Genomic DNA, 26449 nt, shown 5'->3' with positions numbered 1-26449 from the left:
GGCCGCAACGTCCCGGCCCCGCGCGTCGCGGTCCCGCCTCTCAGGGTGGCCCCTGCCGGCGCACCCGGCACGTCCATCGAGCACGGGACGGGGGGACGGGCGTGCGCCTCCCGCGTGGGTCGTCGGTGCCGCCGGACGCGCACGCTCGGTTCGGTTAGGCTCCCCGCGTGGAGCCGCTCACCGCCCTGGCCCAGTCGCTCGGCCTCGCGTTCGCGTCGGGGATCAGCGCGTACGCGGCGGCCGCGTTCGTGGGGCTCGCAGGCCACCTCGGCTGGATCGGCCCGCTGCCCGGCGCGCTCGGCGTGCTCACGGACCCGTGGGTGTTCGGGACGGCGGGCGCGCTCGCGCTCGTCGAGGCGCTCGCCATGCTGGTGCCCGGGATCGCCACCGCGTGGGAGGCGGTCCACACCGCCATCCGCCCGTTCGCGGCCGCGGCGCTCGCGGTGCTCGCCACCTGGGGCGAGCCGCGCCTCGCGGTGGTGGCCGCGCTGCTCGGCGGCGCGCTCGGCCTCGCCACGCACGCGACCAAGCTCGGGCTGCGCGCCACCATCGACACCTCGCCCGAGCCGGTGACGAACGCGGCCGCGACCACGGGCGAGCTCGGCGTGGTGGCGGCGCTCGCCTGGGCGATCTGGGCCCACCCGTGGATCGCGCTCGCGGCGGCGCTCGTGCTGCTCACCGCGCTGCTCTACGTCGTGCGGGCGCTCTGGCGGACGGTCGCCCGGGCCATCGCGGCGCTGTTCTCGCCGCCGACCGCGCCGGGCTCCTGACGCGGCCCCATCGGGAACGCGCGCCGGGGCAGACGCGCGGGGCGCTTCCGGGGCAGAACGGGCGGACCATGGCGACGAAGACCCGTTACTACGTGGCGGCCACCCTGGACGGCTTCATCGCCGACCCGGACGGTGGCCTGGGCTGGCTGATGGCGTTCAACGACGCCGAGGGCGTCGAGGCGGACTACCAGGCGTTCGTCGGCGAGGTGGGCGCGCTCGCGATGGGCGCCGCGACCTACGAGTTCGTGCTGGGCGAGGGCATGGCGTGGCCGTACGAGGGGCGGCCGACGTGGGTGTTCACGCACCGTGCGCTGCCGGCCATCCCTGGCGCGGACCTGCGCTTCACCTCGGCCGCCGGCGGCGCCCTGGACGCGGTGCACGACGAGATGGTCCGGGCCGCCCGGGGCCGGGACGTCTGGCTGGTCGGCGGCGGGAAGCTCGCGGCGCAGTTCGCCGCGCGCGGCCTGCTGGACGAGGTGCAGGTGTCGGTCGTGCCGGTGGTGCTCGGCGCGGGCGTCCCGCTGCTGCCGGCGGCGCTGCCCGGGACCCTGGCGCTCACCGAGCTGAAGCGCTTCGGGCGCGGCCTGGTGCAGCTCCGCTACGCGGTCCCGCGCGCCGGCTGAGCGACGCCGCGCGCGGCGCGCTCGTGGGCGAGCAGCCACCGCTTCCGGTCGAGCCCGCCCGCGTAGCCGGTGAGGCTCCCGTCCGCGCCGATGACGCGGTGGCAGGGGATGGCGATCGCGATCGGGTTCCGGCCGTTCGCGAGCCCCACCGCCCGCGCCGCGCCCGGCCGGCCCAGCGCCGCCGCGAGCGCGCCGTAGCTGCGGGTCTCGCCGGCCGGGATGCGGCGCAGCTCGGCCCACACCAGCCGCTGGAACGGCGTGCCGCCCGGCTCGAGCGGGAGGCCGTCCAGCGCGCCGAGGTCGCCCGCGAACCAGGCGCGCGCCCGCGCGGCCAGGCCGAGCGCGTCGCGGCCCACGCGCAGCGCGAGGTCCGGGCCGAAGCGCCGGGCCAGCGCCGGGCGCAGGAGCGGGGTGTCCCCCAGCTCGAGCGCGAGGAGCGCGCGCCCGTCCGTGACGAGGTGCACCGGGCCGACGGGGGACTCCACCACCACGTGCTCGAGCGTCATGACCGCCTCTCCTTCCTCTTGGGTGCGCGGGCCGCCGCGGGCGCGCGGGGCCGCAGGGTCGTCCACAGGTGCAGCGCCGCGTACGCGCGCCACGGGCGCCAGCGCTCTGCCCGCCGCAGCAGCTCCCCGGGCGCCGCCCGCCCGCGGCCGCGCAGGCCGCCGAGCGCGGCGAGCAGGCCGAGGTCGCCCTCCGGGAACGCGTCCGGCTGGTGCAGCGCGCGCATCGCCACGTACTGCGCGGTCCAGCGGCCGATGCCGGGCAGCGCGTCGAGGCGCGCCACCGCGTCCTCCAGCTCGCCGCCCGGCGCGAGCAGCGACGGATCGTCGCGCACCGCGCCGCCGATCGCGGCGAGCGTGGCGGCGCGGGCGCGGGTCAGCCCGAGCCCCTCCAGGTCGGCGCCGGCGAGCGCCTCCGGGCCGGGGAACAGCCGCGACAGCGCGGGATCGCCGGAGTCCACCGGCGCGCCGAGGCGCGCCGCGAGCCGGCCCGCCAGCGTCCGCGCCGCGGCGACGCTCACCTGCTGCCCGAGCACCGCGCGCACCACCAGCTCGAACGGCTCCCAGGCGCCCGGCACGCGCAGGCCGGGCCGCGCCGCGACGAGCGGCGCGAGCAGCGGATCGCCGGCGAGGTGCGCGCCGATCGCCCCGGCGTCGGCGTCGAGGTCGAGCAGCCGGCGGAGGCGCTCCACCGCCGGCGCGATCGCCGCCACCCGCGGCAGGCGCAGCGTCGCGACGAGCCCGCGGCCCCGCGGATCGGGCCGGACCTCGACCGTGCCCGCGGCGCCGTCGAGCGCCACCGTGCGGCGGTACGCGCCGTCCGCCACCTGCTCGACGCCCGGGATCGCGCGCGCGCCCAGGAACTCGAGCAGCGCCGGCCAGTCGTACGGGGCGGTGTGCGGCAGCGCGATCGCGATCGCGCCGTCCGGCGGCGGGGCGGACGCGCCGCGCCGCAGCGCGCTCGGCGGGCGCCGGAACGTCCGCCGCACCGCCTCGTTGAAGCGGCGCACGCTCCCGAAGCCCGCCGCCGCGGCCACGTCGCCGAGCGGCAGGGCGGTGTCCGCGAGCAGCCGGCGCGCCAGCAGCACGCGCTGCGCCTGCGCGATCCGGACCGGCGGCGCGCCCACGTGCCGGGCGAACAGGCGGCGGAGCTGCCGGCCGCCCACGCCGACGCGCTCGGCGAGCGCCTCGACGTCGTCGCCCTCGCCCCACGCGCCGGCCGAGATGAGCGCGAGCGCGCGCGCCACCGTGTTCGCCGTGCCCCGCCACCCGGCCACGCCGGGCGCGAGCTCCGGGCGGCAGCGCAGGCAGGGGCGGAACCCGGCGGCCTGGGCCGCCGCCGCGCTCGGGTAGAACGCGCAGTGCTCCCGGCGCGGCGTGCGCGCCGGGCAGATCGGGCGGCAGAAGATGCCGGTGGACAGCACCGCCGTGAAGAAGCGGCCGTCGAACCGCGCGTCGCGGGCGACGTGGGCGCGCCAGCAGGCGCCGGCGTCCAGGCCGGGGACGGGCGGCGGTGGGGCGGGGCGGGGCATGCGCGGCATCATGGCGGGGTCCGGGCCGCCGCGCTCGCCGTTTTCGGACCTCGATGCGGCGGCCCCGCGGCCGGCGCGCGTCAGCCGTCCACGCGCTCGCCGTCGAACCAGGCGCCGCCCTCGGGCCGCGCGGTGAAGCCGGCCAGGTAGCGGCGCTCCTTCGGCCCGCCCGGCGCCGCGCCCGCGAACAGGCCCACCTTGCCGGAGTCCGGGTACACGGTGATGTCGGTGGGGAGCATCGTGGAGAGCGCGAGGTACTGCAGCGGTGCGGCGCCGTCGTTGCGGAGCTGGTGCGCGGCGGCCGGGCCGGCCGGCAGCGCCACGTAGTCGCCCGGGCCGACCCGCACCTCGGCGTCGCCGAGGCGCAGCAGCCCGCTCCCGGCGAGCACGAAGATCGCCTCCTCGTTCGCGCAGTGGAAGTGGTGCGCCCAGGCGGTCTTCCCGGGCGGCAGCTCCATGTGGCTGCAGCCGAGCTGCTCGCCGCCGCTCCCGGCGGACAGCTGGCGGCGGCGGAACGCGAACCGCGTGCCCTGCTCGGTGACGGTCTGGGGGATCTCGGCGACGTTGACGACGTGCGGGTGCCGGCGCGTGGGGCTCATGGCGTCTCCTGCCCGAGGGCGGTGGGGACGCCGAGCTTACCGTCGGTCCCCCCGCGGCCGGCGCGCCACGCCGCGCCGCGCCCCGAGAAGGCGATCCCCTCGTCCCGGAGCGATGGAGGCTCCGGGACGAGGGGCGTCGCCCAGCGCCGGGGGCGCGCGCCGCCCGGACCTCGCTGCCGCCCGCGCGGCGGTCGCGACGTCGGGGGGCGGTCAGGCGCCCGGGCGCGAAGGCCGCGCAGCGACCGCGCCGCTTGGGGAGCGCGGGTCCGCTGCGCGAACCCTCACCACTCTTCCTTCTGCTTCTCGATGAGCTGCTTGAAGTACAGCTCCGGGTTCGTGAGCTTCTTCACCTCGGCGGCGGAGTACCCGAGGTCCCGGAAGTCGAGCACGCCGTTCACGCCGTGGCAGTTCACGCAGTTCAGCGCCTTCGACTTCGTGACCAGGTGGTTGCTGCCGAAGTAGATGGTCTGCCACCCGGGCACCGCGGCCTTCGCCACCGCGGCGGGGTCCTTCATCCCGAGCGTCCGCGCGGCGGACTCGACGCCGGCGCGCGTGTCGCCGTTCGCCATCGGCGGCGCGAAGTCCATGGAGAGCAGCTTCCCCGACTTCGCGTCGTAGAACGCCTTCCCCATGTAGATCTTGAACGGGTAGATCTTGCTCTTCCCGTCCTTGCGGCTGCCCTTCGGGCCGATGAAGTGCGGCTCGTTGCGGACCGTGTGGTTGTACCAGGCGTAGACCGGGACGGTCTCGTTCGCGTCCTTCTTCAGCGTGGTCGGCTCGTAGAAGCCGTCGCCGCCCTTCTCCCAGACCGTGAAGTCCTTCGCCACCGCGCCGCCGGTGCGCGGGATGTGGCAGGTCTGGCAGGCGATCTTCGCGGTGTGGCGGTTGTAGTCCGCGCTCTTGTGCGGCTTCTCGCCGTGGCAGCCGTCGCAGGACACCCGCAGGCCGTCGTTCGCCCAGTTGTTCGGGTCGAAGCCGGTGGGGATGCGGTGGTCCTTCGCCTGGTGGCAGTCGACGCACACCATGCCCTTCGCCGCGTGGGCGTCGGTGTCCTTCGTGAAGGAGAAACCGCGCTTCACCAGCACGCCGCCGCCCGCCGTCTCGTGGCAGGTCATGCAGTTCTTCACGGTGGGCTTGCCGATCGCGAGCGCCGCCTTGGTGCTGCGGTCCTGGCCCATGACCACGCGGCCCTGCTCGTCCTTGTACGGCTTGCGCTGCCGGAAGTCGTACTCGGTGGAGTGGCAGACCAGGCAGTCCACCGCCGCCTCCGCCTCGGGCCCGGTGCTGCCCACGTCGTTCAGGTGGTTGCCGGGGTGGCAGGTGTTGCAGCCGGTGAACTTGGACTTGCCGTCCGCGTTCTTCGGGATCTCCTTCAGGTTGTTCACGATGTCGTTGCCGTTGCACATCGTGTAGATGCGGTTCTTCATCCCGTATTCCTGCTTCGGGTCCAGGTTGTCGACGTTGTCGACCTTGGAAGCGTGCTTCCAGTGGACCGTGCCCAGGAACTCCTTCGCCTTGCCGGGATGGCACTCCTCGCAGGTGGACGGGCCCTTGTAGCCGTCCTTCTCGATCTGGCTCCGGCCCGGGTGCTCCGCCGCGAAGGCCCCGGGGGCCTGGAGCAGCGCGACCAGCGCGGAGGCGACTGCCGCCGAACGTCTCATGGTGTGGTTCCTCGGTCGGGGGGACGAGGTGGGAGGGGGAGGCGGCGCGCCGCGATCAGCAGCCGGCCGTCTTGCGGAAGTAGGTCGAGAGCTTCTTGCCGTCCTTGACCTCGTACTTGCACCGGATCTCGTCGCCGTCGACGATGCGGTGGTCCTTGAACTTGTCGAGCGTGAGGTCGTCCTCGACGACGATCTCGACCAGCTCCTCGGTCTTGACGTCCTTCAGGACGACGGTCGCGGTCTTCGCGTCCTTGCCCGCGAGGTCGATCTTGGTGATGACGCCCACCATCTTCGTCTCGTCGGCCCGGGCGACGCCGCTCAGCGCCACCAGGCACATCGCCAGCTGGACGACCGCGACCACCACTGCGAGAGCCTTCTTCATCGGGATCTCCTTGGAACGGGTGCTGCTGCTGCGGGGAGGGTTGGTGCCTTCAGCGACGGGAGCCAGGTGCGGGCGGGGCGGGTTCGGCGTGCGACGAAAGGCCGCGCGCGGCGGGGGACGGACCTCGTCCACCCGCCGCGCGCGCGTGACCTAGAAGCGGACCTCGAACGTGCCGTAGAAGTCCTGGGCGGTCTTCACCGGCGGGAGCATCTGCGCGTTCATGGGGCTGGCCATCAGCTCCGAGACCTTCACCGGGGCGCCGATCCAGTTGTTGCTGCCCGTGTACTGGAAGTCGTAGTACTGCCAGCCCACCTTGAAGAACGCCTTGCTCACGAAGGACGAGATGGCCGGGAGCGGCAGCTCCTGGATCAGGTACGCCTCGTAGACGTTGCCGCGGGTGCCGAGCTTGCTCGTCCACATGTCGTCGGCGGCGGGATCGAACGGCATCCAGTACTTCGAGCCGTAGTTGTACTCGCCGCCGATCTTGGTGCCGGCGGGCAGGTCGTAGCGGACGCCGACGTACGCGCCGTAGCCGGTGCGGTCGGAGGTGTCCGGCCCGCTGGTGAGCAGGCCGGCGCCCGAGTCCATGCCGCCGAGCAGCAGGTGCTTGCCGTTCGGGTGGGTGATGCTGACGCCGCCGCTCGCGAACGAGGTGAGGCTGCCGGGGCCGATGCCCTTCAGCGTGCTGAGCAGGCCCACGCCGTACCAGTCGATGTCGCCGAGCTCGACCGACACGTTGTTCGGGTCGTCGAAGATGTTGAACCCGCGGTTCCACTGGAGGTCGATGCGGAGCGGGTCGGTGTCCACCGGGACGACCTGCACGCCGAGCATGTCGGTGTCCTTCAGGTCGTTCGTGTTGCTGTAGCCCGCGTCGAAGCCGCGGCCGTAGCAGAGCTTCGCGAACGCGCCCGGGAGCGCGTCGATCTCCGGCGCCCACCCCAGCGTCATGCCGTCGAACGCGTAGTCCACCAGCAGGCCGGGCACGCCGCCGTTGCCGGGGCGCTCGCCGTTCTGCCGCACGTGGGTGGGCAATCCGCCCGTGGACGGGCGGCGGCCGACCGAGAACCAGACCGGCTGGTCGAAGATGTTGCTCCAGGTCGCGAACACCTGGTCCACCCGGAGCGCGTTGTCGCTCGGGACGTGACCGATGGTGCCGTCCAGGATCGACATGCGATCCGCGAAGAAGCCGGCGTTGGTCGCGTCGGCGGTCTGCATGCCGCTCGTCTTGTTCATGAGCAGGCGCGTCGTGACCGTGACGTTCCGCGTCGCCTTGGCCTTCAGGTTCAGGCCGAAGCGGTTCGTCATCAGCGTGCCGTTCTCCGGGTCGAAGCCGGGCATCGCCACCGGCATCGAGGTCGGCCCCATGTACTGGTAGTAGGCCGGCACCTCGCCCTTCAGCGAGTCGAGGCGGAACCGGTAGTCGCCGCTCACCGTCAGCCACTTGCTGAGCGACTTCTCCTCGTCCTTCTTCACCTGCTGCTTGAGCGCCTCGAGCTCCTTGGCCAGCTCGTCGATCTTCTTCTGCTGCGGATCGGGATCGGCGGCGCGGCCGGCCAGCGGCAGCGCCAGGGCGGCCAGTGCGGCCCCGGTCACGAGGGTTCGGATCAGCTTGCGCACGAGAGATCTCCTGTTCGGTGGATGGCCGCACGGGCCTCGCTCATGCCCTCTGCGGGACGCGTGCCCACGGGCGGACCACGTGATTCCGCGGGGTTGCGTCGAGCGCGGCCGTCGCTGCGACACGGAACGTTTCAGCGCGACGAAACACCGCGTTTCGCGTTGCGACGCGGCATGCCAACCTGCGGCACATGAGCGCACCGGAACATGGCAGCGACGTCGCGTTCGCCGCGGTGAACGCGGCCTTCGGCTCCCTCGGGCGCGTGTGCATGGCGCTCGACGACCAGTTCCGCGTGCGGCACGTGTCGTCTCGCCTGGACGTGCTGCTCGGGGAGGGCGCCGCGGCGCGGACCGTCGGGACGCCGGTGGAGGCGCTGCTCGGCGCGGAGCTGTTCGGCGAGGACGGCCCCATCCGCCAGGCGCTGCTCGGGGGCGAGAAGCGCGAGGGCTGGCGCGCGCTGCTCCGCGCCGGCGACGGCGCCTCGCACCTGCTGTCCGTCACCGCCGCGCCGCTCCAGCTCGACCCGCACGGCGTCTGCGCGCGCGACGCGCGCTACCTGGTGGTGCTCCGGCCCGCGGAGGAGGAGGTGGGCGACGCCGCCGCCGCGCTCGCGACCACCGGCATCATCAGCCGCTCGCGCGCCATGGGGCGGGTGATGCGCCTCGTGGAGAGCCTGCAGTACAGCGAGGCCTCGGTGCTCGTCACCGGCGAGAGCGGCTCGGGCAAGGAGGTCCTGGCGCGGCTCGTCCACGCGCACTCGCCGCGCCGGAGCGGGCCGTTCGTGGCGGTCAACGCCGCGGCGCTGCCGGGCGACCTGCTCGAGAGCGAGCTGTTCGGCCACGTGCGCGGCGCGTTCACCGGCGCCACCCGCGACCGGCCCGGCCGGTTCGCCGCGGCCGCCCAGGGCACGCTGTTCCTCGACGAGGTCGGCGACCTGCCGCTGCACCTGCAGGTCAAGCTGCTGCGCGTCCTCCAGGAGCACACGTACGAGCGCGTCGGCGAGAACCAGCCGCGCCGCGCCGAGGCCCGCATCATCGCGGCCACGAACCGCGACCTGCGCCGCGCCGTCGCCGAGGGGACGTTCCGCGAGGACCTGTACTACCGCCTGCGCGTCTTCCCGGTGGAGCTCCCCCGCTCCGCGAGCGGCGCGAGGACATCGAGCCGATGGCGCAGCTCCTCCTCTCCCGCGTCTGCGCGCGGGCGGGCCGGGCGGTGCGCTTCTCGCCGGACGCGCTGCGCGCGCTCATGTCGCACTCCTGGCCGGGCAACGTGCGCGAGCTGGAGAACGCGCTCGAGTTCGGGGTGACCGTGTGCCGGGGCCAGACGCTGCAGCCGGAGGACCTTCCGCCGGAGGTGCTCGCCGGGAGGACGCCGGAGCACGCCCCGGCGCGCGCCGTCGAGCCGGCGGACGCGCACGACCGCGCCACCATCGAGGCGGCCCTGCAGGCGCACCGCTGGAGCCGCGCGGAGGCCGCGCGCGCCCTCGGGCTGTCGCGCAGCACGCTCTGGCGGCGCATGCGCTCGCTCAACATCGGGTGAGCCCGGCGCGCCGCCGGGAAGCGGCTTGAGCGCCGCGGGCGGAGGGGCTACACCTCGGCCCCGCCCCATGCCACGCCTCGCCCCCGCCACCGCCCGGCACCACGGGCGGCTCGCCGTCCTGCTCGCCGCGCTGTCGGCGCTCGGCCCGTTCTCCACCGACGCGTACCTCCCGTCGTTCCCGGAGATCGGCCGGGTGTTCGGCGCGCCGGCGGTGCTGGTGCAGCAGACGCTCACGGCCTACATGGTGCCGTTCTCGGTGATGACGCTCTGGCAGGGCGCCATCTCCGACGCGCTGGGTCGCCGGCGGGTGACGCTGGTGATGCTGGCGCTGTTCGCGCTCGCCTCTGTCGGCTGCATGCTCTCGTGGCGCGTCGAGGCGCTCGTGGCGTTCCGGGCGCTGCAGGGCGCGACCGCCGGGGCGGGCATGGTCATCGGCCGCGCGGTGGTGCGCGACCTGCTCGACGGCGCCGAGGCGCGCCGGCTCATGAGCCGCATCGCGCTGGTGTTCGCGATCGCCCCGGCGCTCGGGCCGGTGGTGGGCGGCTGGCTGCACGTGTGGCTGGGCTGGCGCGCGGTGTTCGGCTTCCTGGCGCTGTTCTCGGCGGCCCTGTGCGCCTGGTGCTGGCGCGCGCTGCCGGAGACGCTGCCGCCGGCGCAGCGGCGGCCGCTGCAGGTCCGCTCCATGCTGCGGGGCTACCGCGAGGTCCTCTCGTCGCGCGCGTTCCTCGCGCTGGTGGCGGGCGTCACCTGCAGCTTCTCGGCGGTGTTCCTGTACATCGTGTCCGCGCCGGTGTTCCTGCTCCGCCACCTCGGCGTGGGCGAGACCGGCTTCCTCTGGCTGTTCGGCCCGATCAGCGGCGGCATGATGATCGGCAACTGGGCGTCCGGCGCGCTCGCGGGGCGCATGACCAACCAGCGCACCGTGGCCTGGGGGTTCGGCGCCATGGCGGTCGCCGCCCTCGCGAACGTCCTGTTCCACGCGCTGCACGCGCCCGCCCTGCCGTGGAGCGTGCTGCCGCTCGTCGGGTACGTGCTCGGCACCTCCCTCGCGATGCCGTCCCTCACGCTCATGGCGCTCGACCTGTTCCCGGAGCGGCGCGGGATGGCGTCCTCGTGCCAGGCGTTCATGCAGACGGCGGGCAACGCCCTGGTGGCGGCGGCGCTCGCGCCGCTGCTGTGGGGCTCGGCGCGGACGCTCTCGCTCGGGATGGCCGGCGGGCTCGCGGTGGGCGCGGTCGCGTTCGCCGCCTACGCCGCGATCCGCCCCCGTGAACCCGCGCGGGAGCCCGAGCGCCGGGCGGCCTGACCGAGCCGACCGGGCCCGCGCCGTGCTATGCCTCCGCCGCGTGGCCGCTGCGGCGTCCGCGCCGCCCCCGCCGCACGGGGGGCGGGGAGGGTGCGATGGCGAGGAACCCGCGCGCGGTGGACCCGGCGCGTGTCGTGATGGCGGGCCCGCTCGACTGGGGAAACCTGCTCTTCTTCCTCGAGCTGTCCCGCAGCGGCAGCCTCGCCCGCGCGGCGAAGCGGCTCGGGGTGGACCGCAACACCGTCGGCCGCCGCGTGGCCGCGCTCGAGGACGAGCTCGGCCTGCCGCTGTTCGAGCGCGGGCCGCAGGGGTGGGCCTGCACCGCCGCGGGCGAGGAGCTGGCGGCGCTCGCCTCGCGGGTGGAGGAGGACGTCCTCGCCATCGCGCGGCACGCCGACGCCCGCGACCGCACGCCGGCCGGGACGGTGCGGCTCACCACGTCGGTGCCGGTGGCCAGCCACCTGCTCGCGCCGGCGGTGCCGTCGCTCCGCGCGCGGCATCCCCGGCTCCTCCTGGACGTGTCGGCCGACTTCCGCAACTACGACCTCACCCGGCGCGAGGCGGACCTGGCGCTCCGGCTCGGCCGCCCCAGCGACGCCGGCCTGGTCGCGCGCAAGCTCGCGTCGGTCGCGTACGGCTTCTACGCCTCGCCCGCGTTCGCCGCGGAGCGGCGCGGCCGGATGGACCTGGCCCGCGACCCGGTGCTCGCCTACGAGGGCGCGACCTCGCCGCAGGAGCGCTGGATGGACGATCTCGCGCCGGCCCGCCTCGTGGCGTTCCGCTGCAACACCAGCCTGGCGCTCGCCACCGCCGCGCGCACCGGGCTCGGCGCGGCGGTGCTGCCGTGCTTCCTCGCCGACGGCGACCCGGCGCTCGTCCGGCTCGACGGCCCGGAGCCGCCCTCGTACGACCTGTGGCTCCTCGTGCACGGCGACCTGCGGCGCGTCCCGCGGGTGCGCGCGGTGATCGAGTGGGTGGACGCGGTGGTGGACGAGGCGCGCGACCTGCTCGCCGGCACGCGCTGACGCGTCCGCGCCCGCCCGCCCGCGCGCCTGCCGCGTGCGCAGGTGGCGGGGCCAACGGGGGAGGGGCTGGCCGTGGACCCCGGCGGCAGCGTACAACTCCCTGGCAGCAACATCGCGCCGACCTCCGTTCGCCTCGAACGGTCGCCCTCGCGAAGAGGAGCGACCATGGACGATCTGTCGGCGGGCACGCTGGTGCGGCATGCAACCCTCGGCCTCGGGCGCGTGGTGGCGCTCGAGCCGACCGCGGTGCACGTGTTCTTCCCCGCGGGCGAGTCGCGCTTCGCCGCGAAGCTCCGGCTGCCGGACGCGCGGCGCCTGCTGAGCCTGGAGGCCGCGGGGCACGATCCCTGGCTCGAGGGGCTCACCACGTTCGCGCTCGACGCCGGGACCCGCCGGTACGCGCTCGCGGCGAGCTGGATCACGCATGAGCAGGCGGTGGCGCAGTTCACGGCCGCGTGTCCCGGGGGCTTCGCCGGCGAGGCGTACCTCGCGCCGGGCGGCCGCGCCGGCGCCTGGCGCGCGGCCGGCGCGGAGATGCAGGGCGCGTTCGGGGACGGCACGGCCGCGGCGCTGCTGGCCGACGGCGACCACCGCGCGCTGGTCGAGCGCGCCCTGCGCGTGCTGGGGAAGGCTGCCGCCGTCCCCGGCACCGTGGACCTCGAGGAGGCCGAGGCGGCGCTCGCCGACGAGGCGACCGCGCTCCCGTTCTTCGAGGCGCTGCTCGCGGTGCTGGCGGTGCCCTCGCCGGCGCGCGCGCGGTTCGAGCGCCTGTTCGCCGCCGCGGGCGCGCTGGGCGACGGCGCCGTGGCGTGGCCGCTGGCGACGGCGTTCCCGTTCGTCGCCTCCCCGGCGAAGCAGGTGTTCCTGTCGCCGAAGGTCGCCTCGGCCGCCGCCGACCGCCTCGGCTTCGACCTGCGCCTCGACGCGGCGCCGGCGTGGAGCGCCTACGCGGCGCTCCGGACGTTCTCCGACGGGCTGCTGGAGCGCCTCCGTCCGCTCGGCGCGCGCGACCTCGTGGACGTCGAGTCGTTCCTGCACGCGGTCGCGACGCGGCGCGCGGGCGCGACGGCCGGCCGGCCGAGGGCGGCGCGCCCGTCCGCCGCGCGGCCGAAGCCGGCGCGCTGAGCCGCCGGGCGGCGCCGGCCCGATGGGGCGGGGACGCCGTGCGCAACGTGCAGGGGTGCGCCGGCTCCGGCACGCCGTCCTCGGCACCGATCGCGACCTGTCGGATCCCCGGGTGCTCGACCGCGTCACGGTCGGCGTCCTCACCGCCTGGATCGCGATGGGCGGCGACCTCCTCGGCTCCTGCGTGTACGGGCCGGACGTGCTCGGCCGCGCCAGCGGCGGGCACCGCGGCGTGCTGGTGGTCGCGGGGCTGGGCACGCTGGCGACGCTGGCGATCCTCGCGCTCGCCTACACGCGGATGGTCGTGCACTTCCCGCACGGCGGGGGCGGCTACACCGCGGCCCGGCACGCCGCGGGCGAGCGGGCGGCCCTCGTGTCCGGCGTGGCGCTGGTGCTCGACGCGGGGCTCAACGTCGCGGTGTCGGTGGTCACCTGCGTCGAGGCCGCGGCGGCGGTGCTCCCGGCGGGCTGGGCGGCGGCGCGGCTCCCGGCGTCGCTGGCGCTGGTCGCGCTGCTCGCGGTCGCGAACCTGCGCGGCGTGAAGGAGTCGGTGGCGCTGCTCGCCCCCATCCTGCTCGCGTTCGTCGGCTCGCACGTGCTGGTGCTCGGGGCGGCGCTCGCGCAGCGGGCGGGCGCCATCCCCGACGCGGTCGCCGCCGTGCCGGCGGAGCTCTCCCGGCTCGCCGGCGAGCGCGGCGCGGCCGGCGCGCTGGGCACGGTGGTGCGGGCCTACGCGATGGGGGGCGCGATCTACACCGGCCTCGAGGCGATCTCGAACGGCCTCCCCATCCTGCGCGAGCCCAAGGTCCGCACCGCGCGGCGGACCATGCTGCTCCTGGCCGGCGTGCCGGCGCTGCTCATCGGCGTGATCCTGGCGGGCTACCTGGCGTTCGACGTCCGGCCCGTGCCGGGCACGCCCATGAACGCGGCGCTCTTCGAGCGCGTCGCGGCGGGCCTGGGCGGCGGGGCCGCGGCCCGGCTGGCGGTCGCGGTCCCGCTGCTCGCCGAGGCCGCGCTCCTGCTCATGGCGGCGCAGACCGGGTTCGTGGACGGGCCGCGGATCCTGGGCGCGCTCGCCACCGACCGGTACCTCCCGCGCCGCCTCTCGCGGCTCGACGGGCGGCTGGTGCCGGCGCCGGGGATCCTGCTGGTGGCGATCATCGCGGCGTCGGCGACGGTGCTCACGCGCGGCGAGCTCGAGCCGCTCCTGGCGGTGTTCGTGACGAGCGTGTTCGTCACCTTCGGCGTCAGCCAGTGGGCCATGCTCCGCCACGCGCTCCGCCGCCGGCTGCTGCGCGCCCCGTGGCGGGCCGACGGGGCGCTGCACGGGGTGGCGCTCGCGCTCTGCGCGGTGATCCTGGCCGGCACCGCCGCGAGCTGGCGCGCCGGAGCGGCCGCGACGCTGCTGCTCGTCGCCGCCGGCGCCGCGCTCGCGCTCGCCATCCGGCGCCGCTACGACGCGGTGGCGCGGGCGGCCGAGGTGGCTGCCGCCCGGGCCGCCCCGGCGGCGGGCGCCGCGCCGCGGCCCCCGCCCGCGCTGACGCCGGACGCGCTCGTCGCGCGGGAGGCGCCCATCGCCGTGCTGGTGCTCGGCGAGCGCACCGCGCTCGCGCGGGTGGCGCTGGCGTGGCTGGGGCGGCTCTCGGCGGGCCTGGGCGGCGTCATCCTGGCCGGCGCGTCGCTGGTGGACGCGGACGCGGTCCAGGGCGAGGAGCGGCTCCGCGCCCGCGAGCGCGAGCGCCGGCAGGAGCTGGAGGCCGTCGCCGAGGACGTGCGGCGCGCGGGGCTGCCGGCGGCGGTCGCGCTGCGCCGCGGCGCCGACCTGCTCGACACCACCGCCGCGCTCGTGGCCGAGCTCATGCGGGATCGACCGGCGCCCAGCGTGGTGGTCGGGTTCCGATCGCTGCCCGACGGCGCGGCGGTGGATCCGCTGCTGCGCGAGGACTTCGCGGTCCGGCTGCAGGCGCGGCTGCAGCGCGCGGGGATCCCGATGGTCGTCGTCTCGGTGCCGCTGGAGGCGTGAGGCGCGGGGTCGCCCGGTCGCCTCGCGAGCGCCCGCCGGTCGATCCCGGGGCAGGCGCCGGTGACTACCCTGTAGGCCGCGGGGCGCGAAGGCGGCGGCCTCGCGGAGGGGGGAACCGCCATGCGGCGTGCCATCGCCCTGGCGCGACGCCGCAGCACGAGGGCCGCCGCGTGCGCGGCGCTGGTCCTCGCCGCGGCGTGCGCCCGCAACCCGGCCACCGGCGAGCGGCAGCTCTCGCTCGTCTCCAAGGACCAGGAGATCGCGCTCGGGAAGCAGGCGGCCGAGCAGGTCCGCGAGACCATGGGCCGGTACGACGACCCGGAGCTGCAGGCCTACGTCGAGCGGGTCGGGATGCGCATCGCGAAGGGGTCCGAGCGGCCCGAGCTCCCCTGGAGCTTCACCGTCATCGACGATCCGGCCGTGAACGCGTTCGCGCTGCCGGGCGGGCCCGTGTTCGTGACCCGCGGCCTGCTCACCTACCTGACCTCGGAGGCGGAGCTGGCCGCGGTGCTCGGCCACGAGATCGGCCACATCACCGCCCGTCACTCCGTCGAGCAGCTCTCGAAGGCGCAGCTGGCGCAGGTGGGGCTCGGCGTCGGCATGGTGGTGAGCGAGGACCTCCGCCGCTTCGGCCAGGTGGCCGGGGCCGGGATGCAGCTCCTCTTCCTCAAGTTCGGCCGCGACGACGAGCGCCAGGCCGACGCGCTCGGCTTCCGCTACATGGTCGAGCAGCGGTACGACCCGCGCCAGATGGCGGCGGTGTTCCGCACGCTGGAGGCGGTGTCGGCGCGGGAGGGCGGGGGTCGGGTGCCCGGCTGGCTCTCCACCCACCCGGATCCGGGCGACCGCGCCGAGACCGCGGCCAAGCGGGCGGCGAAGATCGAGGCCCCGGACCGGATGGAGGTGGACCGCGAGCAGTACCTGGCGAAGGTGGACGACGTCGTGTTCGGCGAGGATCCGCGCCAGGGCTACCTGAAGGGCGACACGTTCGTGCACCCGCAGCTCGGGTTCCAGCTCACGCTGCCGCAGGGGTGGAAGGCGCAGAACACGGCCGCGGCGCTCGTCGCCGTCAGCCCTCGGCAGGACGCGGCGCTCCAGCTCACCGCCGCCGGCAAGGCGTCGCCGGAGGAGGCGGTGCAGCGGTTCTTCTCGCAGCAGGGCGTGCGCCCGGTCCAGGCGGCGCCGCCGCCCGTGCCGCACGGCGGCGCGGCGCGCTGGTTCGAGGCCGCCACCGAGCAGGGGAACGTGGGCGGCGTGGTCGCGTTCGTGCCGGCGGGCGGCACCACGCTGCAGATCGTGGAGTACGCGCCGGCCGAGCGGCTCCAGGCCGCGGCGGACACCTTCCAGCGCGTGCTCGCGAGCTTCGGCCCGGTGACCGATCCGGCCGCGCGCGCGGTGCAGCCGGCCCGCCTCGACGTGGTGAAGGTGCCGCGCGACATGTCGCTCGCCGACTTCGCGCGCGAGTTCCCCTCGACCGCGCCGCCCGAGGTGCTCGCGGCCCTGAACGGCGTCGCGCCCGGGGGGACGCTGCGCGCGGGCCAGGCGGCGAAGCGGGTGGTCGGCGGCAGCCCGGAGCTGGTGTCCGGGCGCTGAGAGGGCCGGGGCGGGCGCGTCCTGGGAGGGCCTTGATCCGGCGCGGCCGCCGCGGCAACGGAGCCGCGGCGCCGGAGCGCGCGGCGCGAGAGGAGCGAGATCATGTGCGAGCACCTGGAGGCGGCGGGGAGGCGGCGGGCGGCCGTGCAGCCGCGGACGCAGGGCTGCGAGGAGTGCCTCGCGTCCGGCGACCGCTGGGTCCAGCTCCGGCTCTGCCTCACCTGCGGGCACGTCGGCTGCTGCGACAGCTCGCCGAACCGGCACGCCACCCGGCACTTCCACGAGACCGACCACCCGGTGGTGCGCTCGTTCGAGCCGGGCGCGGACTGGGCGTGGTGCTACGTGGACGAGGAGATGGCCCAGGGCGTGCGCGGGTTCCCGGCGGAGTCGCCGGCCGGGCACCCCTGACGCGGGGTGCGCGGAGACGCCGTCGCGGTCGCATGCCGCGCGCCGGCCCTGGCCGGCGGGCGTATGCGTGAGCGATGCCCGCCCGATCCGCGCGGCCCGCCACGCGCAAGGTCCGCCTCCCGCTCGCGGAGGTCTACCGGCTGCTCGAGCCCGGCCCGGTGGTGCTCGTCACCACCGGCGGCCCGGGCCGCCCCGACGTCATGACCATGTCCTGGCTCACGATGATGGAGTTCGAGCCGCCGCGGGTCGGGTGCGTGATCAGCGATCGCAACCACACGTTCGGCCGGCTCGTCGCCACCCGCGAGTGCGTGATCAACGTCCCGACCGTGGAGCTGGCCCGGCAGGTGGTCGGGTGCGGCAACGTCTCCGGCCGCCGGGTGGACAAGCTCCGGCGCTTCGGCCTCACCGCGGTCGCCGCGACGAAGGTGGGCGCGCCGCTCCTGGAGGAGTGCTGGGCCCGCCTGGAGTGCAGGATCGCCGACGACCGGCTGGTGGAGGAGTACGGGTTCTTCGTGCTCGAGGTGGTGGCCGCGTGGATCGACCGCGCGCGCGAGGACCCCCGCACGCTCCACCACCGCGGGCGGGGCGTGTTCGCGGTGGACGGCGAGCTCCTGAAGCTCCCGTCGCGGAAGAAGTGATCCGCCCGCACCCGAGGCGCGGGCGGCGCGCCGCCCGTCCGCCCGGCCCCTTCGCTTGCCGCCGCGAAGGGGCGGCCGCAGGCTCAAGGGTGCTCCGGGCAGCCGCCGGGGGGAACGCCATCCGCGTCCCCCGCGTGGCAGCGGGGCGGAAGGAGACGGCACATGCCGGAGAAGGCGACGGAGCGGCGGGCGAAGGCGGCCCTGCGCCGGGGGAAGAAGCCCACCACCGCGGCGGGCGAGTACGTGCGCGAGGAGATCGAGCACGTGCGCCGCGGCAAGCACGGCGCGCGTTCCACGAAGCAGGCCATCGCGATCGGGCTCTCGAAGGCGCGCCGCGCGGGCATCCCGCTGAAGCCGCCGAAGAAGGGGCAGGCGTCGCGGCGGACCCGCCGCTCGGCCGAGGCGGCCTACGAGGTCGGGCAGCGGAAGCGGAAGCCGCGCGCGCCCTCGCGCCGGCGGAGCACCGCCTCGAAGGGCGCGCTGGAGCGGGAGGGCAAGTCCGCCGCGTCCCGGCGCGCGCTCTCGTCGCAGGCGCGGCGCTCGGCGTCCCGGCGCCGGTCGCGGCGCTGATCGGGAGCCCGAAACGAAGAAGCCCGGCCGAAGGGCCGGGCTTCTCGCGTCGACGGAGCGACGGATGCGCGGTTAGATCGCGCGGACGTTCGCCGCCTGCAGGCCCTTCGGGCCACGCGTCACGTCGAACTCGACCTTCTGCCCCTCGGCGAGCGTGCGGAAGCCGTCGGCCTGGATGGCAGTGTGGTGGCAGAACACGTCGTCCCCGCCGCCGTCCTGCGTGATGAAGCCGAAGCCCTTCGCATCGTTGAACCACTTCACGGTACCGGTAGCCATTACTGTGTAGACTCGTTTCTTCTCAATTTTCGCGGGCGATGAAGAACCGCCCGGTCCCCGCCTGGAGTTGGGATGGGGAGCCGCGTGTGTACACTTTATCCTGCGTAAAGTCGAGCCCCCTCTTTCGCGCGCCGGGCCCGAGCCCCATGCTGGGGGGGGGGGCGCGCGGCGGCGTGACCTGCACATCCCGTCGCATCCCCGACCGAGATCGGGCCTGTCCCTCCACCCCCGGCTGGAAGCGGGCGGCGCGCTGCGGGAGGCTTCGGGAGGTGCTCCGGATCGCCCACCTCTCCGACCTGCACGTGCTCTCGCCCCGCGGGACCGAGTGGCGGCGCATCCTCTTCAACAAGCGCATCACCGGCTACGTCAACCTGCTCCGCCAGCGCGGGCGCGTGTACCGGCGCGAGTACCTCGCCGCGGTGCTCGCGGCCGCCGCGGCGCACGCCGATCACGTGGTGGTGACCGGCGACATCACCAACCTCGCCCTGGAGCGCGAGCTGGAGGAGGCGCGCGCGCTGCTGGACGGGGTGGCGCGCGCAGTCGAGGTGACGGTGGTCCCGGGGAACCACGACGTCTACCTGCCGTCGATCCAGGACGGGCGCCGCTTCCCGCACCACTTCGGCGCGTTCCTGCGCGGCGACCTCCCCGACCTCGCCCGCGACCTCCCGGCCGGCCCGTTCCCGTGCGTGAAGCTGCGCGGCCCGGCGGCCATCATCGGGCTCTCGAGCGCGGTGCCCCGCCCGCCGTTCGTGGCGAGCGGCCGCCTCGGCGAGGCGCAGCTCGCGGCGCTCGAGGCGGTGCTCGCCCACCCCGAGGTGGCGCGGCGCACGCCGGTGGTGCTGGTCCACCACCCGCCCGTGGACGGGAGGATCCGGGCGCTCCGGCTCCGCGACGGGCTGGTGGACGCGGACCGGCTGCGCGCGGTGCTCTCGCGGCTCGGCCGCGGGCTGGTGCTGTTCGGGCACCTGCACGCGCGGGTGCGGTGGCGCCTGCCCACCGCCGCCGGCGCGCTCCAGGTGATCGGCGCGAGCGGCGCCGCGCTCGACCACCCGCACCCGCGCGTCCGCGCGGGCTTCAACGCGTACGAGCTCCGGGACGACGGGAGCCTGGCGGCGGTGGAGGCGCACGTGGTCGCGCCCGACGGGCGCTCGGTGGAGCGGGTGCCGTTGCCGCAGGCGGAGGCGGGCGCATGAGGTACCGCCGCGTGCTCGCGCTGGTGGAGCAGGGCGCCGACGCCGGCCCGGCGCTCGGGGCCGTCCGCGCGCTCGCGCCGGCTGCGGAGTCGCTGGGCGTGGTGGCGTGCCCGCCGCCGCGGCCGCGCCCGTGGCTGCCGGGGCCCGCGGCGCCCGCGCCGGCCGGCCTCGCGGACGCCGCGTGGCTCGATCGCCTGCGGCAGGACGCGGCGCCGCTCGCGCCGCGGCTGGCGATCGGCGCGGTGCCCGATCTCGATCCCGCCGCGCTCGCGGCGCTCGCCGGGGACCGCGAGGTGGACCTGGTCGTCGCGGGGCCGCTCCCGGCGGCGGGCGGCGCCGCCCTCTCCGCGCTGCGCCGCCTCCGGCCGGTCGCGGTCGCCTGGGTGCCGTCGGCCGCCGCCGCGGCGGCCGCGCAGGCCCGCGGGCCGGCGCGGGAGCTGCTCTGCGTCGCGCCCGGCGAGCGCGCCCGCGCGGCGCTCGCGGCCTTCCTGCGCGACCACGGGGACCCCGCCCAGCGCGTCACGCTCCTGTCGCTCGCGCCGCCGTCGCGGGACGAGGTCGCCGTCGCGCTGGAGGTCGCCGGGATCCGCGCGCCGGTCGAGCTGGCCGGCGGCTTCGGGGCCGGGACGTGGCGGACGCTCGAGACCGTCGCGCGCGAGCGCCGGCTGGACCTGGTGGTCCTCTCGCGCTTCCCCGGCGCGCTGCTCCGCGGCGCGCCCTGGCCGGCGCCCGTGCTGGTGCTGCCGCCGGCCGCGCCGGTCCGCTCGGTGCTCCGGCGGCCGCTGGACGTGCCGGACCTGCTGGACGGCGGCGGCCCCGTCCGGCTGCGCGTCGGCTACGCCTACGGCCTCGGGCGCAACCCGCCGGTCGAGGACCAGGAGCTGGCGCTCGTGTCGGACGGCCGCGTCGTCGCGCGCGTGCGCACGTGCGGCGGCGAGGCGGAGCTGCCCGCGGGCCTGGCCGCCGGCTCGATCGGCGTGTTCCGCGCGCGCGACGCCGAGGGCCTCGACCCGGTCGCCGCGGTGGAGCGGCAGGTCGCGGTGCTCCGCCCGGGCGCGCTGCCGCTCCTGCCGTTCGACGCCGAGCTGGGCCCGGAGGACCTCGCGCTCCTCGCCGGCCTGCAGGGCGCCGAGCCGCTCGCGGTGCGCCTGCGCCCGACCCGGAGCTGCCACCTCGTGCGCGAGCGGCTGTGCGCCGCCGGGCTCGCGCCGCGCGTGGTGGACGCGAGCGCGGTCCTGGACGAGGGCGAGGCGGCGGACGTGGGCGAGGCGCACGACGCCGTGCGCCTGGCGCGGGTGGGCGGCCGCCTGCGCGCGGCCGGGTTCCCGGTCGCCGCGATCGTGCACCGTGGACCCCATCCGCCCGCCGCGATCGGGTTCGAGGCGCTGGAGGCGCACCAGCTCGCCGGGCGCGCGTGGCGCGCGCCGCCGCCCGCGCCGCGCCCCGGCTCGCTCGACGCGCGGCTCGACGCGGCGACGGCCGCGCCCGCGATCGAGGGGAACCGCGTCGAGCTCGAGCTCGAGAACGCCACCGCCCGCCGCTGGCTGCTCGAGGCGATCCGCGGCGCGCGCCGGACGCTCCACCTCCAGGTCTACCTGGCCACCGACGACGACGCCGGCCGGCGGGTCGAGGCGGCGCTCGCTGGCGCCGGGCGCCGCGGCGTGGCGGTGCGCGTGCTGGTGGATTCGCTGCACGGCCTCCACGGCTCCTTCGGCCTCGAGAACCCGCTGCTCGCTCGGCTCGCCGCGCGCCCCGGCGTCGAGGTGCGGGTCTCGCGCCCGGTGGCGGCGGTCCCCAGCGTCGAGGACCTGAAGCGGCGCGACCACCGCAAGCTGGTGGTGGCCGACGGGGCCGTGGCGCTGGTGGGCGGCCGGAACCTCGCGCACGAGTACTACACCGGCTTCGACGAGGTCCGGGTCGGGCCGCGGACGCCGTGGCGCGAGGTGCCCTGGCTGGACGGCGGGGCGCGGGTGCGTGGGCCCGCCGTCGCCGCGGTGGAGCGCGCCTTCCTGGAGGCGTGGACCGGGGCGGGCGGCGCGCCGTTCGAGGTGACGGAGCCCGGCGCGGCCGGCGCGGAGCGGGTGCGGGTGGTGGTGCACCGGGGGCTGCGGGACGCGAGCACGCTCGAGGCCTACCTGGCGCTCGTCGAGAGCGCGCGCTCCCGGCTGGTCGCGGTGAACGGGTTCCCGCTGCTCCTCGAGCTGGAGCACGCGCTCGCGCGCGCGCTGCGCCGCGGCGTCCGGGTGCAGGTGCTGTTCGGCGAGGTCACGCCCACGCACGGCGGCGAGCCGTTCGAGGGCCCCTGGGCCACCGCGCGCACCGCGGCCACCTGGCTGGTCCACTCGCGCATCGACACGCTCGTGGCGGCGGGGGCCGAGGCGTGGCTGCTCGCCGTCCGCGACGTGCCGGGCTGGTCGCCGGAGCTCGGGCTGGTGCGCCCCCACGTGCACGCGAAGGCGATGATCGCCGACGGCCGCGCCTGCGCGGTGGGGAGCGCGAACCTGGACGTCACCGCGAGCTACTGGGAGGACGAGCTGCTGCTCGTGGTCGAGGACGAGGCCGTCGCCGGCGCGTTCGAGGCGCGGGTCCAGGCGCTCCTCGCCGGCTCGACGCGCGTGGACCGCGGCGACCCGGCCTGGCAGCGGCGCGTGCGCGCGCGGGACTGGGCGCGGCACTGGCCGGGGATCCTGTCGATCTGAGGCAGGGGCTGCGGGCCCGAGCGCCGCCGTGGCTACCGGAGCACCGGTTTGAGGTCCACCACCGGCGTCCCGTCGATGGCCTCGATGGGGCCGATGCGCAGGCGGTGTGGCTCCACCGCGCGGACCGTCACCGGGTGCAGGCCGAGCGGATTGGGCCGATCCGGCGAGCGCGTGGCGAACACGCCGGTGAGCGGGTTGCGCGGATCGCCGCGCGGGTGGACCCGGAGCACCGAGCGATCGCCGCGGTGCAGCCAGGTGACGACCACGAGCGCGTCGCCGGCGGCGATGCCGTCGAGGCCGTCCGCGGCCCACGGGTGCACCTCCAGCCAGGCGTCCGGCGCGCCCTCGGAGCCCTGCCTGGGCGCGTCGCCGCGGGCGGTGATCGCCGAGCGGATGACGCCGATGGGCCGCAGCAGCGGCGCGTCGGCACCGGTGTCCGGTGTGGTGACCGTCATGCGCAACCTCCGGGGGCGCGGCCCGTCGCGGGTCGCGTGCGCTCCATGGATAGCTGCCGGGCTCGCCCCCCGCAGAGGGCAACGAGGTGGGGCACTCCACCGCCTGCCTCCGCGGAGGCGCGCCACCTCGACGCCGGGTCTGGTATGGGCGTGGGGCCTGGCGCCAGCCGGTGCACGGAGGGAGACGGCAAAATGCGAAACCGCTCATGGGTCGTGGCGCTCGCCGCGCTCGCTTGCTCCGGCTCGGGCGGCTCGTCGGGACCGCCTCCGGAGGTGCCCCAGGCATCAGCGCCCACCTTCTCGCCGCCGGGTGGGACCTACGCCTCGGCCCAGCAGGTGACCGTGTCCACCGCCACCCCGGGCGCCACGGTGCGCTGCACCCTGGACGGCAGCGAGCCCACGGAAGTGTCGCCCGCGTGCACCTCGGTGGACGTGGTGGAGACGACCACCGTCCGCGCCATCGCCCTCGCGCCCGGGTACGCGAGCAGCGCGGTCGCGAGCTCGACGTACACGATCGACGCGGCTGCGCCGTCCCCAGCCGAGCCGCCGACGTTCTCGCCACCTGGCGGGGTGTACGCCTCGGCGCAGCAGGTGACGGTCGCGAGCACCACCCCGGGCGCCACGGTGCGCTGCACGCTCGACGGGACCCAGCCCACGCCGGCCACGCCCGCGTGCGCCGACCCGGTGACGATCTCGGTCTCCGCGACGCTCCGGGCCATCGCGACCGCGGACGGGTTCGCGGCGAGCGCGGTGCGCTCCGCCGCGTACACCATCCAGGCGCAGCCGCCGCCCGTGGATCCCACCGTGGCGCAGCAGCTCGAGGCGCTCGCCTCGAAGCGCCAGCTCTTCGCGCATCAGAGCGTCGGGAACAGCATCCTCTACGGCCAGAGCGGCCACGCCGGGCTCGACGCGCTCCTCCAGGCCAACGCCGCCGCCGGCGTGGCGGTGGTCTACGAGCCGGCGAGCGCCGACGGATCGGCGTTCCCCGCCGGCGGATGGGCCGACACCGCCATCGGGACGAACGGAGATCCGGTGGGCAAGGTGAACGACTTCGATCACCAGGTCCGGGTGCGGTTCGGGGGCGCGCTGGACTTCGTCGCGTTCAAGTTCTGCTTCACCGACATCTGGAACGCGACCGACGTCGCCGACACCTGGGCGCGGTACCAGGTGGTCATGGACGCGCTGGAGGCCGACTTCCCGGGCCGGGTCATCCACTTCACGGTGCCGCTCATGCCGGACGTCACCGACATCGAGGGGAACACCGCCCGCGAGCAGCTCAGCGAGCTCATCCGTGCGAGGTACCGGCCCACCGGGCGCGTGTTCGACCTCGCTGACCTGGAGGCGCACGACGCGCAGGACAACCTGGTCACGCTGGGCGGCGTCCGCGCGCTGGCGCTCGACTGGAGCGGGGACGGTCACTTCGACGCGCACCTGAACGACGCGGGCGCGGACCGGGTGGCGCGAGCATACGTCGCGTTCATGTACGCGGTGGCGATCGGCGCCGCGCGCTGAGCGCCGGGACCCGGTGTGGCGGGGGAACGATGCGACGGATCGGCTGGATGCTGACGGTGGCGGTGCTGGCGTGCTCCGGCTCCGGGACGAGCGGCCCGGGGTCCGGCGGCGGCGGGGACGGCGGTGGCGGCGGCGACGCGGCCACGCTCACGGAGCAGCTCCGGGTGCTCGCCACGAAGCGCCAGCTCTTCGCGCACCAGAGCGTGGGCGCGAACATCCTGTACGGCGGCGCCTGGGACGGGAGCGGCGGGCTGCAGCGCATCCTGCGCGACCACCCCGAGGGCGGCGTCGTGCTGGTGAGCAACCCGGCGGGTCTCGCGAGCATCCCTGCGGGCGGGTGGGCGGAGGTGGAGCTCGGCACGAACGGCGATCCCATCGGGAAGATCGACGAGTTCGATCGGCTCGTCCGGACCACCTTCACGGGCGGGCTCGACCACGCGGCCATGAAGCTCTGCTTCGCCGACTTCGCGGAGTCCACCGACGTGGCGCCGATCTGGGCGCGCTACCAGTCCGTCATGGACGCGCTGGAGCGGGACTTCCCGGGCCGCATCGTCCACTGGACCGTCCCGCTCACGTCCTGGGTGCAGGGCGGGGCGAACCTGCGGCGGGAGGCGTTCAGCCAGCTCGTCCGCGCCCGCTACGGCCCGACCGGCCGAGTGTTCGATCTGGCCGCGATGGAGCAGCGCGACGCGCAGGGGAACCTCGTCGTGATCGACGGGATCCCGGCGATGGCGCCGGACTGGAGCCTCGACGGCGGCCACGTGAACGACGTGTTCGCGAACCGCGTCGCGACCGCGTACATCGGGTTCATGGCGGCGATCGCGACGCGGTAGGCGGCCCCGCCGGCGCTCAAGGGCACTGCAGCATCGCACGCACGTCCGCGGCGGCGGCGCCGAGCGGGCCCGCCTGCTCGGGCCCGAGCTTCTTCCCGGTCTGCGCGGCGACCGCGTCGGCGAAGGACGCGAGCGCGTCGCAGGCGTCGGGGACGTCCTGTGCATCCAGCGCCGCGAGGACCGCGGCGAGCTTGGCGGCCAGGCTGATCGCCGTGCCGCGCGGCAGCACCATCCCGGCGAGCGTCGAGACCAGCTGCTCGATCTCGGCCGTCGGCGCGGTCTTCCAGAGGACCGCGTGCGTGGGCCCGTAGGCGAAGTCGTCGCGCGGGACCAGCGGGACCAGCTCGGACCAGCCTGCGACCCTGCCCAGCGAGTCGACTGCGTTCGCCCGGCCCTTCAGGCCGTCCAGCCCCCAGTAGCCGAGATCGACCATCCCTCCGTCCGCGGTCCAGGTGAACGCGTGCTGCGGATGATCGTCCCACAGCGAGCTCCAGCCCACCACCTGCCCGCCCGGATTCACGGCGCGCGCCACGGTGTGGGTCCCGCCGAGCGTCCCGAGGTCCACGCAGCCACCTGCCGCCGTCCACAGGATCGAGCGCACGCGGGCCACGCCGAGCGAGCTCGCGACGACGTGCCCGCCGTCGCCGAGCGCGAGGACGTCGTACAGCGTGCGTCCGCAGGAGAGCACGACCGTGCCGGCGGTCTCGGTCCAGGAGAAGATCCCGGGCGAGTCGTCCGGGAGCGTCGTCATCCCGGCCACCTGGCCGGCCGCGTTCACCGCGATGGCCGCACCGGCGCCGAGGTCCACCCTGCCGCCCGCCGCCGTCCACGAGAACGCGCGCCTCGAGCCGTCGGCCTGCTCGGTCCACCCCACCACCTGGCCCGCGCCGTTCACGCCGAGCGCGTCGCTGCGGGTCCCGGCGCCGAGGTCCACCATCCCGCCGGCCGGGGTCCAGGAGAACGCGTGCCAGGAGCCGTCCCCGCGCTCCGACTGCCCGACCACCTGGCCGGCGCCGTTCATGGCCCGCGCCTCGCTCTGCGCGCCTCCGAGCGTGCCGAGGTCCTCCATGCCGTCCGCCGCCGTCCACCGGAAGGCGTGATAGGCGTCGCCCGGTAGGTACGCGCCGCCCGCGACGTCGCCGCTCGCGTTCACCGCCACCGCCTCGCTGAAGGCACCTCCGAGCGTGCCGAGGTCGGCCATGCCGTCCGCCGCGGTCCAGCGGAACGCGTGGTGCGCGCCGTCGGCCCGGAGCGAATTCCCCGCGACGTACCCGGCGTCGCTCAGCGCGACCGCCTCGCTGGACGCGCCGCCCAGCGTCCCCAGGTCGATCATCACCGGAACTCCCTGCGCCGCAACGCTCGAGCCGATGCACGAACAGCAGCACGCCACCACCATCCGAATGCCAGGCGTCATGGGCCCCCCCGGACCGGCGCCGCCGCGATGCCGCGCTCGCCGGGGACGCCCGGCGGCCGGCGCGTGCGCGCCCGCCGAGAGGCAAGCACTCCGAGTGCGGACGTTCAACCGAACAGGAGGGGACGGTCGAAGGCGTTCCCTCCTCCCGGCGTCGA

General features: G+C 76.1%; 24 protein-coding genes and 2 pseudogenes. 17 read left to right on the top strand and 9 right to left on the bottom strand.

Annotation, left to right across the window (positions count from 1 at the left end; translation table 11 throughout):
• Window positions 1-167: 167 nt before the first annotated feature.
• Together ACOQFB_RS16040 and ACOQFB_RS16035 are read left to right on the top strand one after the other, a co-directional pair.
• Window positions 168-770, top strand: a complete 603-nt coding sequence (locus tag ACOQFB_RS16040; RefSeq protein WP_059437974.1) for a DUF4126 domain-containing protein — start codon at window positions 168-170, stop codon at window positions 768-770.
• A gap of 68 nt (window positions 771-838) precedes the next feature.
• A complete protein-coding gene (locus ACOQFB_RS16035; RefSeq protein WP_421609391.1) occupies window positions 839-1393 on the top strand; it encodes a dihydrofolate reductase family protein in 555 nt (184 codons plus the stop codon).
• Here the strand turns inward: ACOQFB_RS16035 and ACOQFB_RS16030 are convergent.
• The 6 genes from ACOQFB_RS16030 to ACOQFB_RS16005 form a co-directional block, all read right to left on the bottom strand.
• The gene (locus tag ACOQFB_RS16030; protein ID WP_059437976.1) at window positions 1369-1899 is read right to left on the bottom strand and encodes a methylated-DNA--[protein]-cysteine S-methyltransferase; all 531 of its coding nucleotides are present in this window, start codon (window positions 1897-1899) and stop codon (window positions 1369-1371) included. The genes ACOQFB_RS16035 and ACOQFB_RS16030 overlap by 25 nt on opposite strands.
• Window positions 1896-3440: an AlkA N-terminal domain-containing protein gene (locus ACOQFB_RS16025; protein WP_421609390.1), complete on the bottom strand. Its 1545-nt coding sequence runs from the start codon at window positions 3438-3440 to the stop codon at window positions 1896-1898. The genes ACOQFB_RS16030 and ACOQFB_RS16025 overlap by 4 nt, the downstream gene beginning before the upstream one ends.
• Window positions 3441-3508: 68 nt before the next feature.
• A complete protein-coding gene (locus tag ACOQFB_RS16020; protein ID WP_059437978.1) occupies window positions 3509-4027 on the bottom strand; it encodes a cupin domain-containing protein in 519 nt (172 codons plus the stop codon).
• A gap of 281 nt (window positions 4028-4308) precedes the next feature.
• Window positions 4309-5688, bottom strand: coding sequence for a multiheme c-type cytochrome (locus ACOQFB_RS16015; RefSeq protein ID WP_421609389.1), 1380 nt, complete (start codon window positions 5686-5688; stop codon window positions 4309-4311).
• Between the two features lie 55 nt (window positions 5689-5743).
• Window positions 5744-6070 carry a hypothetical protein gene (locus tag ACOQFB_RS16010; protein WP_059437980.1) on the bottom strand — a complete coding sequence of 109 codons (327 nt, stop codon included), beginning with the start codon at window positions 6068-6070 and terminating at the stop codon, window positions 5744-5746.
• A gap of 150 nt (window positions 6071-6220) precedes the next feature.
• On the bottom strand, window positions 6221-7687 hold the full coding sequence (locus tag ACOQFB_RS16005) for a DUF3373 family protein (protein ID WP_494492274.1): 1467 nt from the start codon (window positions 7685-7687) through the stop codon (window positions 6221-6223).
• 188 nt (window positions 7688-7875) lie between these two features.
• On the opposite strand from ACOQFB_RS16005, the pseudogene ACOQFB_RS16000 reads away from it, so the two are divergent.
• From ACOQFB_RS16000 to ACOQFB_RS15955, 10 genes and pseudogenes are all read left to right on the top strand, one after another.
• Window positions 7876-8757: pseudogene (locus ACOQFB_RS16000) on the top strand (sigma 54-interacting transcriptional regulator); the annotation flags it as partial.
• 92 nt (window positions 8758-8849) lie between these two features.
• Complete coding sequence (locus ACOQFB_RS15995) at window positions 8850-9224, top strand: AAA-type ATPase lid domain-containing protein (RefSeq protein WP_494492273.1); 375 nt, start codon at window positions 8850-8852, stop codon at window positions 9222-9224.
• A gap of 67 nt (window positions 9225-9291) precedes the next feature.
• Window positions 9292-10530, top strand: a complete 1239-nt coding sequence (locus tag ACOQFB_RS15990) for a multidrug effflux MFS transporter (RefSeq protein ID WP_059437983.1) — start codon at window positions 9292-9294, stop codon at window positions 10528-10530.
• Between the two features lie 95 nt (window positions 10531-10625).
• On the top strand, window positions 10626-11555 hold the full coding sequence (locus ACOQFB_RS15985; RefSeq protein WP_059437984.1) for a LysR family transcriptional regulator: 930 nt from the start codon (window positions 10626-10628) through the stop codon (window positions 11553-11555).
• Window positions 11556-11720: 165 nt separating this feature from the next.
• Complete coding sequence (locus ACOQFB_RS15980; protein WP_059437985.1) at window positions 11721-12680, top strand: hypothetical protein; 960 nt, start codon at window positions 11721-11723, stop codon at window positions 12678-12680.
• Window positions 12681-12735: 55 nt separating this feature from the next.
• A complete protein-coding gene (locus ACOQFB_RS15975) occupies window positions 12736-14703 on the top strand; it encodes an APC family permease (RefSeq protein ID WP_421609388.1) in 1968 nt (655 codons plus the stop codon).
• Between the two features lie 120 nt (window positions 14704-14823).
• A complete protein-coding gene (locus ACOQFB_RS15970) occupies window positions 14824-16296 on the top strand; it encodes a M48 family metalloprotease (RefSeq protein WP_059439418.1) in 1473 nt (490 codons plus the stop codon).
• Window positions 16297-16398: 102 nt separating this feature from the next.
• Complete coding sequence (locus ACOQFB_RS15965; RefSeq protein WP_421609387.1) at window positions 16399-16704, top strand: ubiquitin carboxyl-terminal hydrolase 14; 306 nt, start codon at window positions 16399-16401, stop codon at window positions 16702-16704.
• A 74-nt stretch (window positions 16705-16778) separates the two neighbouring features.
• On the top strand, window positions 16779-17342 hold the full coding sequence (locus tag ACOQFB_RS15960) for a flavin reductase family protein (protein ID WP_421609386.1): 564 nt from the start codon (window positions 16779-16781) through the stop codon (window positions 17340-17342).
• 162 nt (window positions 17343-17504) lie between these two features.
• Window positions 17505-17912, top strand: a complete 408-nt coding sequence (locus tag ACOQFB_RS15955) for a transcription elongation factor (protein WP_421609385.1) — start codon at window positions 17505-17507, stop codon at window positions 17910-17912.
• Between the two features lie 72 nt (window positions 17913-17984).
• Here the strand turns inward: ACOQFB_RS15955 and ACOQFB_RS15950 are convergent, their stop codons facing one another.
• Window positions 17985-18188 carry a cold-shock protein gene (locus ACOQFB_RS15950; RefSeq protein ID WP_011420046.1) on the bottom strand — a complete coding sequence of 68 codons (204 nt, stop codon included), beginning with the start codon at window positions 18186-18188 and terminating at the stop codon, window positions 17985-17987.
• A gap of 269 nt (window positions 18189-18457) precedes the next feature.
• On the opposite strand from ACOQFB_RS15950, the gene ACOQFB_RS15945 reads away from it, so the two are divergent.
• On the top strand, window positions 18458-19381 hold the full coding sequence (locus ACOQFB_RS15945; RefSeq protein WP_421609384.1) for a metallophosphoesterase family protein: 924 nt from the start codon (window positions 18458-18460) through the stop codon (window positions 19379-19381).
• Entirely contained in the window at window positions 19378-22080 is a 2703-nt protein-coding gene (locus tag ACOQFB_RS15940) for a phospholipase D-like domain-containing protein (RefSeq protein ID WP_421609383.1), read from the top strand. Before ACOQFB_RS15945 ends, ACOQFB_RS15940 begins: the two co-directional genes overlap by 4 nt.
• A 32-nt stretch (window positions 22081-22112) precedes the next feature.
• On the opposite strand, the gene tsaA is transcribed toward ACOQFB_RS15940, so the two are convergent.
• Window positions 22113-22535, bottom strand: coding sequence for a tRNA (N6-threonylcarbamoyladenosine(37)-N6)-methyltransferase TrmO (tsaA, locus tag ACOQFB_RS15935; RefSeq protein ID WP_059435953.1), 423 nt, complete (start codon window positions 22533-22535; stop codon window positions 22113-22115).
• Between the two features lie 45 nt (window positions 22536-22580).
• Here tsaA and ACOQFB_RS15930 point away from each other — a divergent pair.
• The 3 genes and pseudogenes from ACOQFB_RS15930 to ACOQFB_RS15920 all read left to right on the top strand — a co-directional run.
• Window positions 22581-23243: pseudogene (locus ACOQFB_RS15930) on the top strand (chitobiase/beta-hexosaminidase C-terminal domain-containing protein); the annotation flags it as partial.
• A gap of 84 nt (window positions 23244-23327) precedes the next feature.
• Entirely contained in the window at window positions 23328-24047 is a 720-nt protein-coding gene (locus ACOQFB_RS15925) for an SGNH/GDSL hydrolase family protein (RefSeq protein ID WP_237757791.1), read from the top strand.
• A gap of 29 nt (window positions 24048-24076) precedes the next feature.
• Window positions 24077-24880: a hypothetical protein gene (locus tag ACOQFB_RS15920; RefSeq protein WP_421609382.1), complete on the top strand. Its 804-nt coding sequence runs from the start codon at window positions 24077-24079 to the stop codon at window positions 24878-24880.
• A gap of 16 nt (window positions 24881-24896) precedes the next feature.
• Here the strand turns inward: ACOQFB_RS15920 and ACOQFB_RS15915 are convergent, their stop codons facing one another.
• The gene (locus ACOQFB_RS15915; RefSeq protein WP_421609381.1) at window positions 24897-26294 is read right to left on the bottom strand and encodes a hypothetical protein; all 1398 of its coding nucleotides are present in this window, start codon (window positions 26292-26294) and stop codon (window positions 24897-24899) included.
• Window positions 26295-26449 lie beyond the last annotated feature (155 nt).

The organism is Anaeromyxobacter sp. Red801 (assembly GCF_049201065.2).
GTDB lineage: Bacteria > Myxococcota > Myxococcia > Myxococcales > Anaeromyxobacteraceae > Anaeromyxobacter.
Note: the sequence above shows the minus strand (reverse complement) of the source record. Positions and strands in the feature narration are given on the sequence as shown.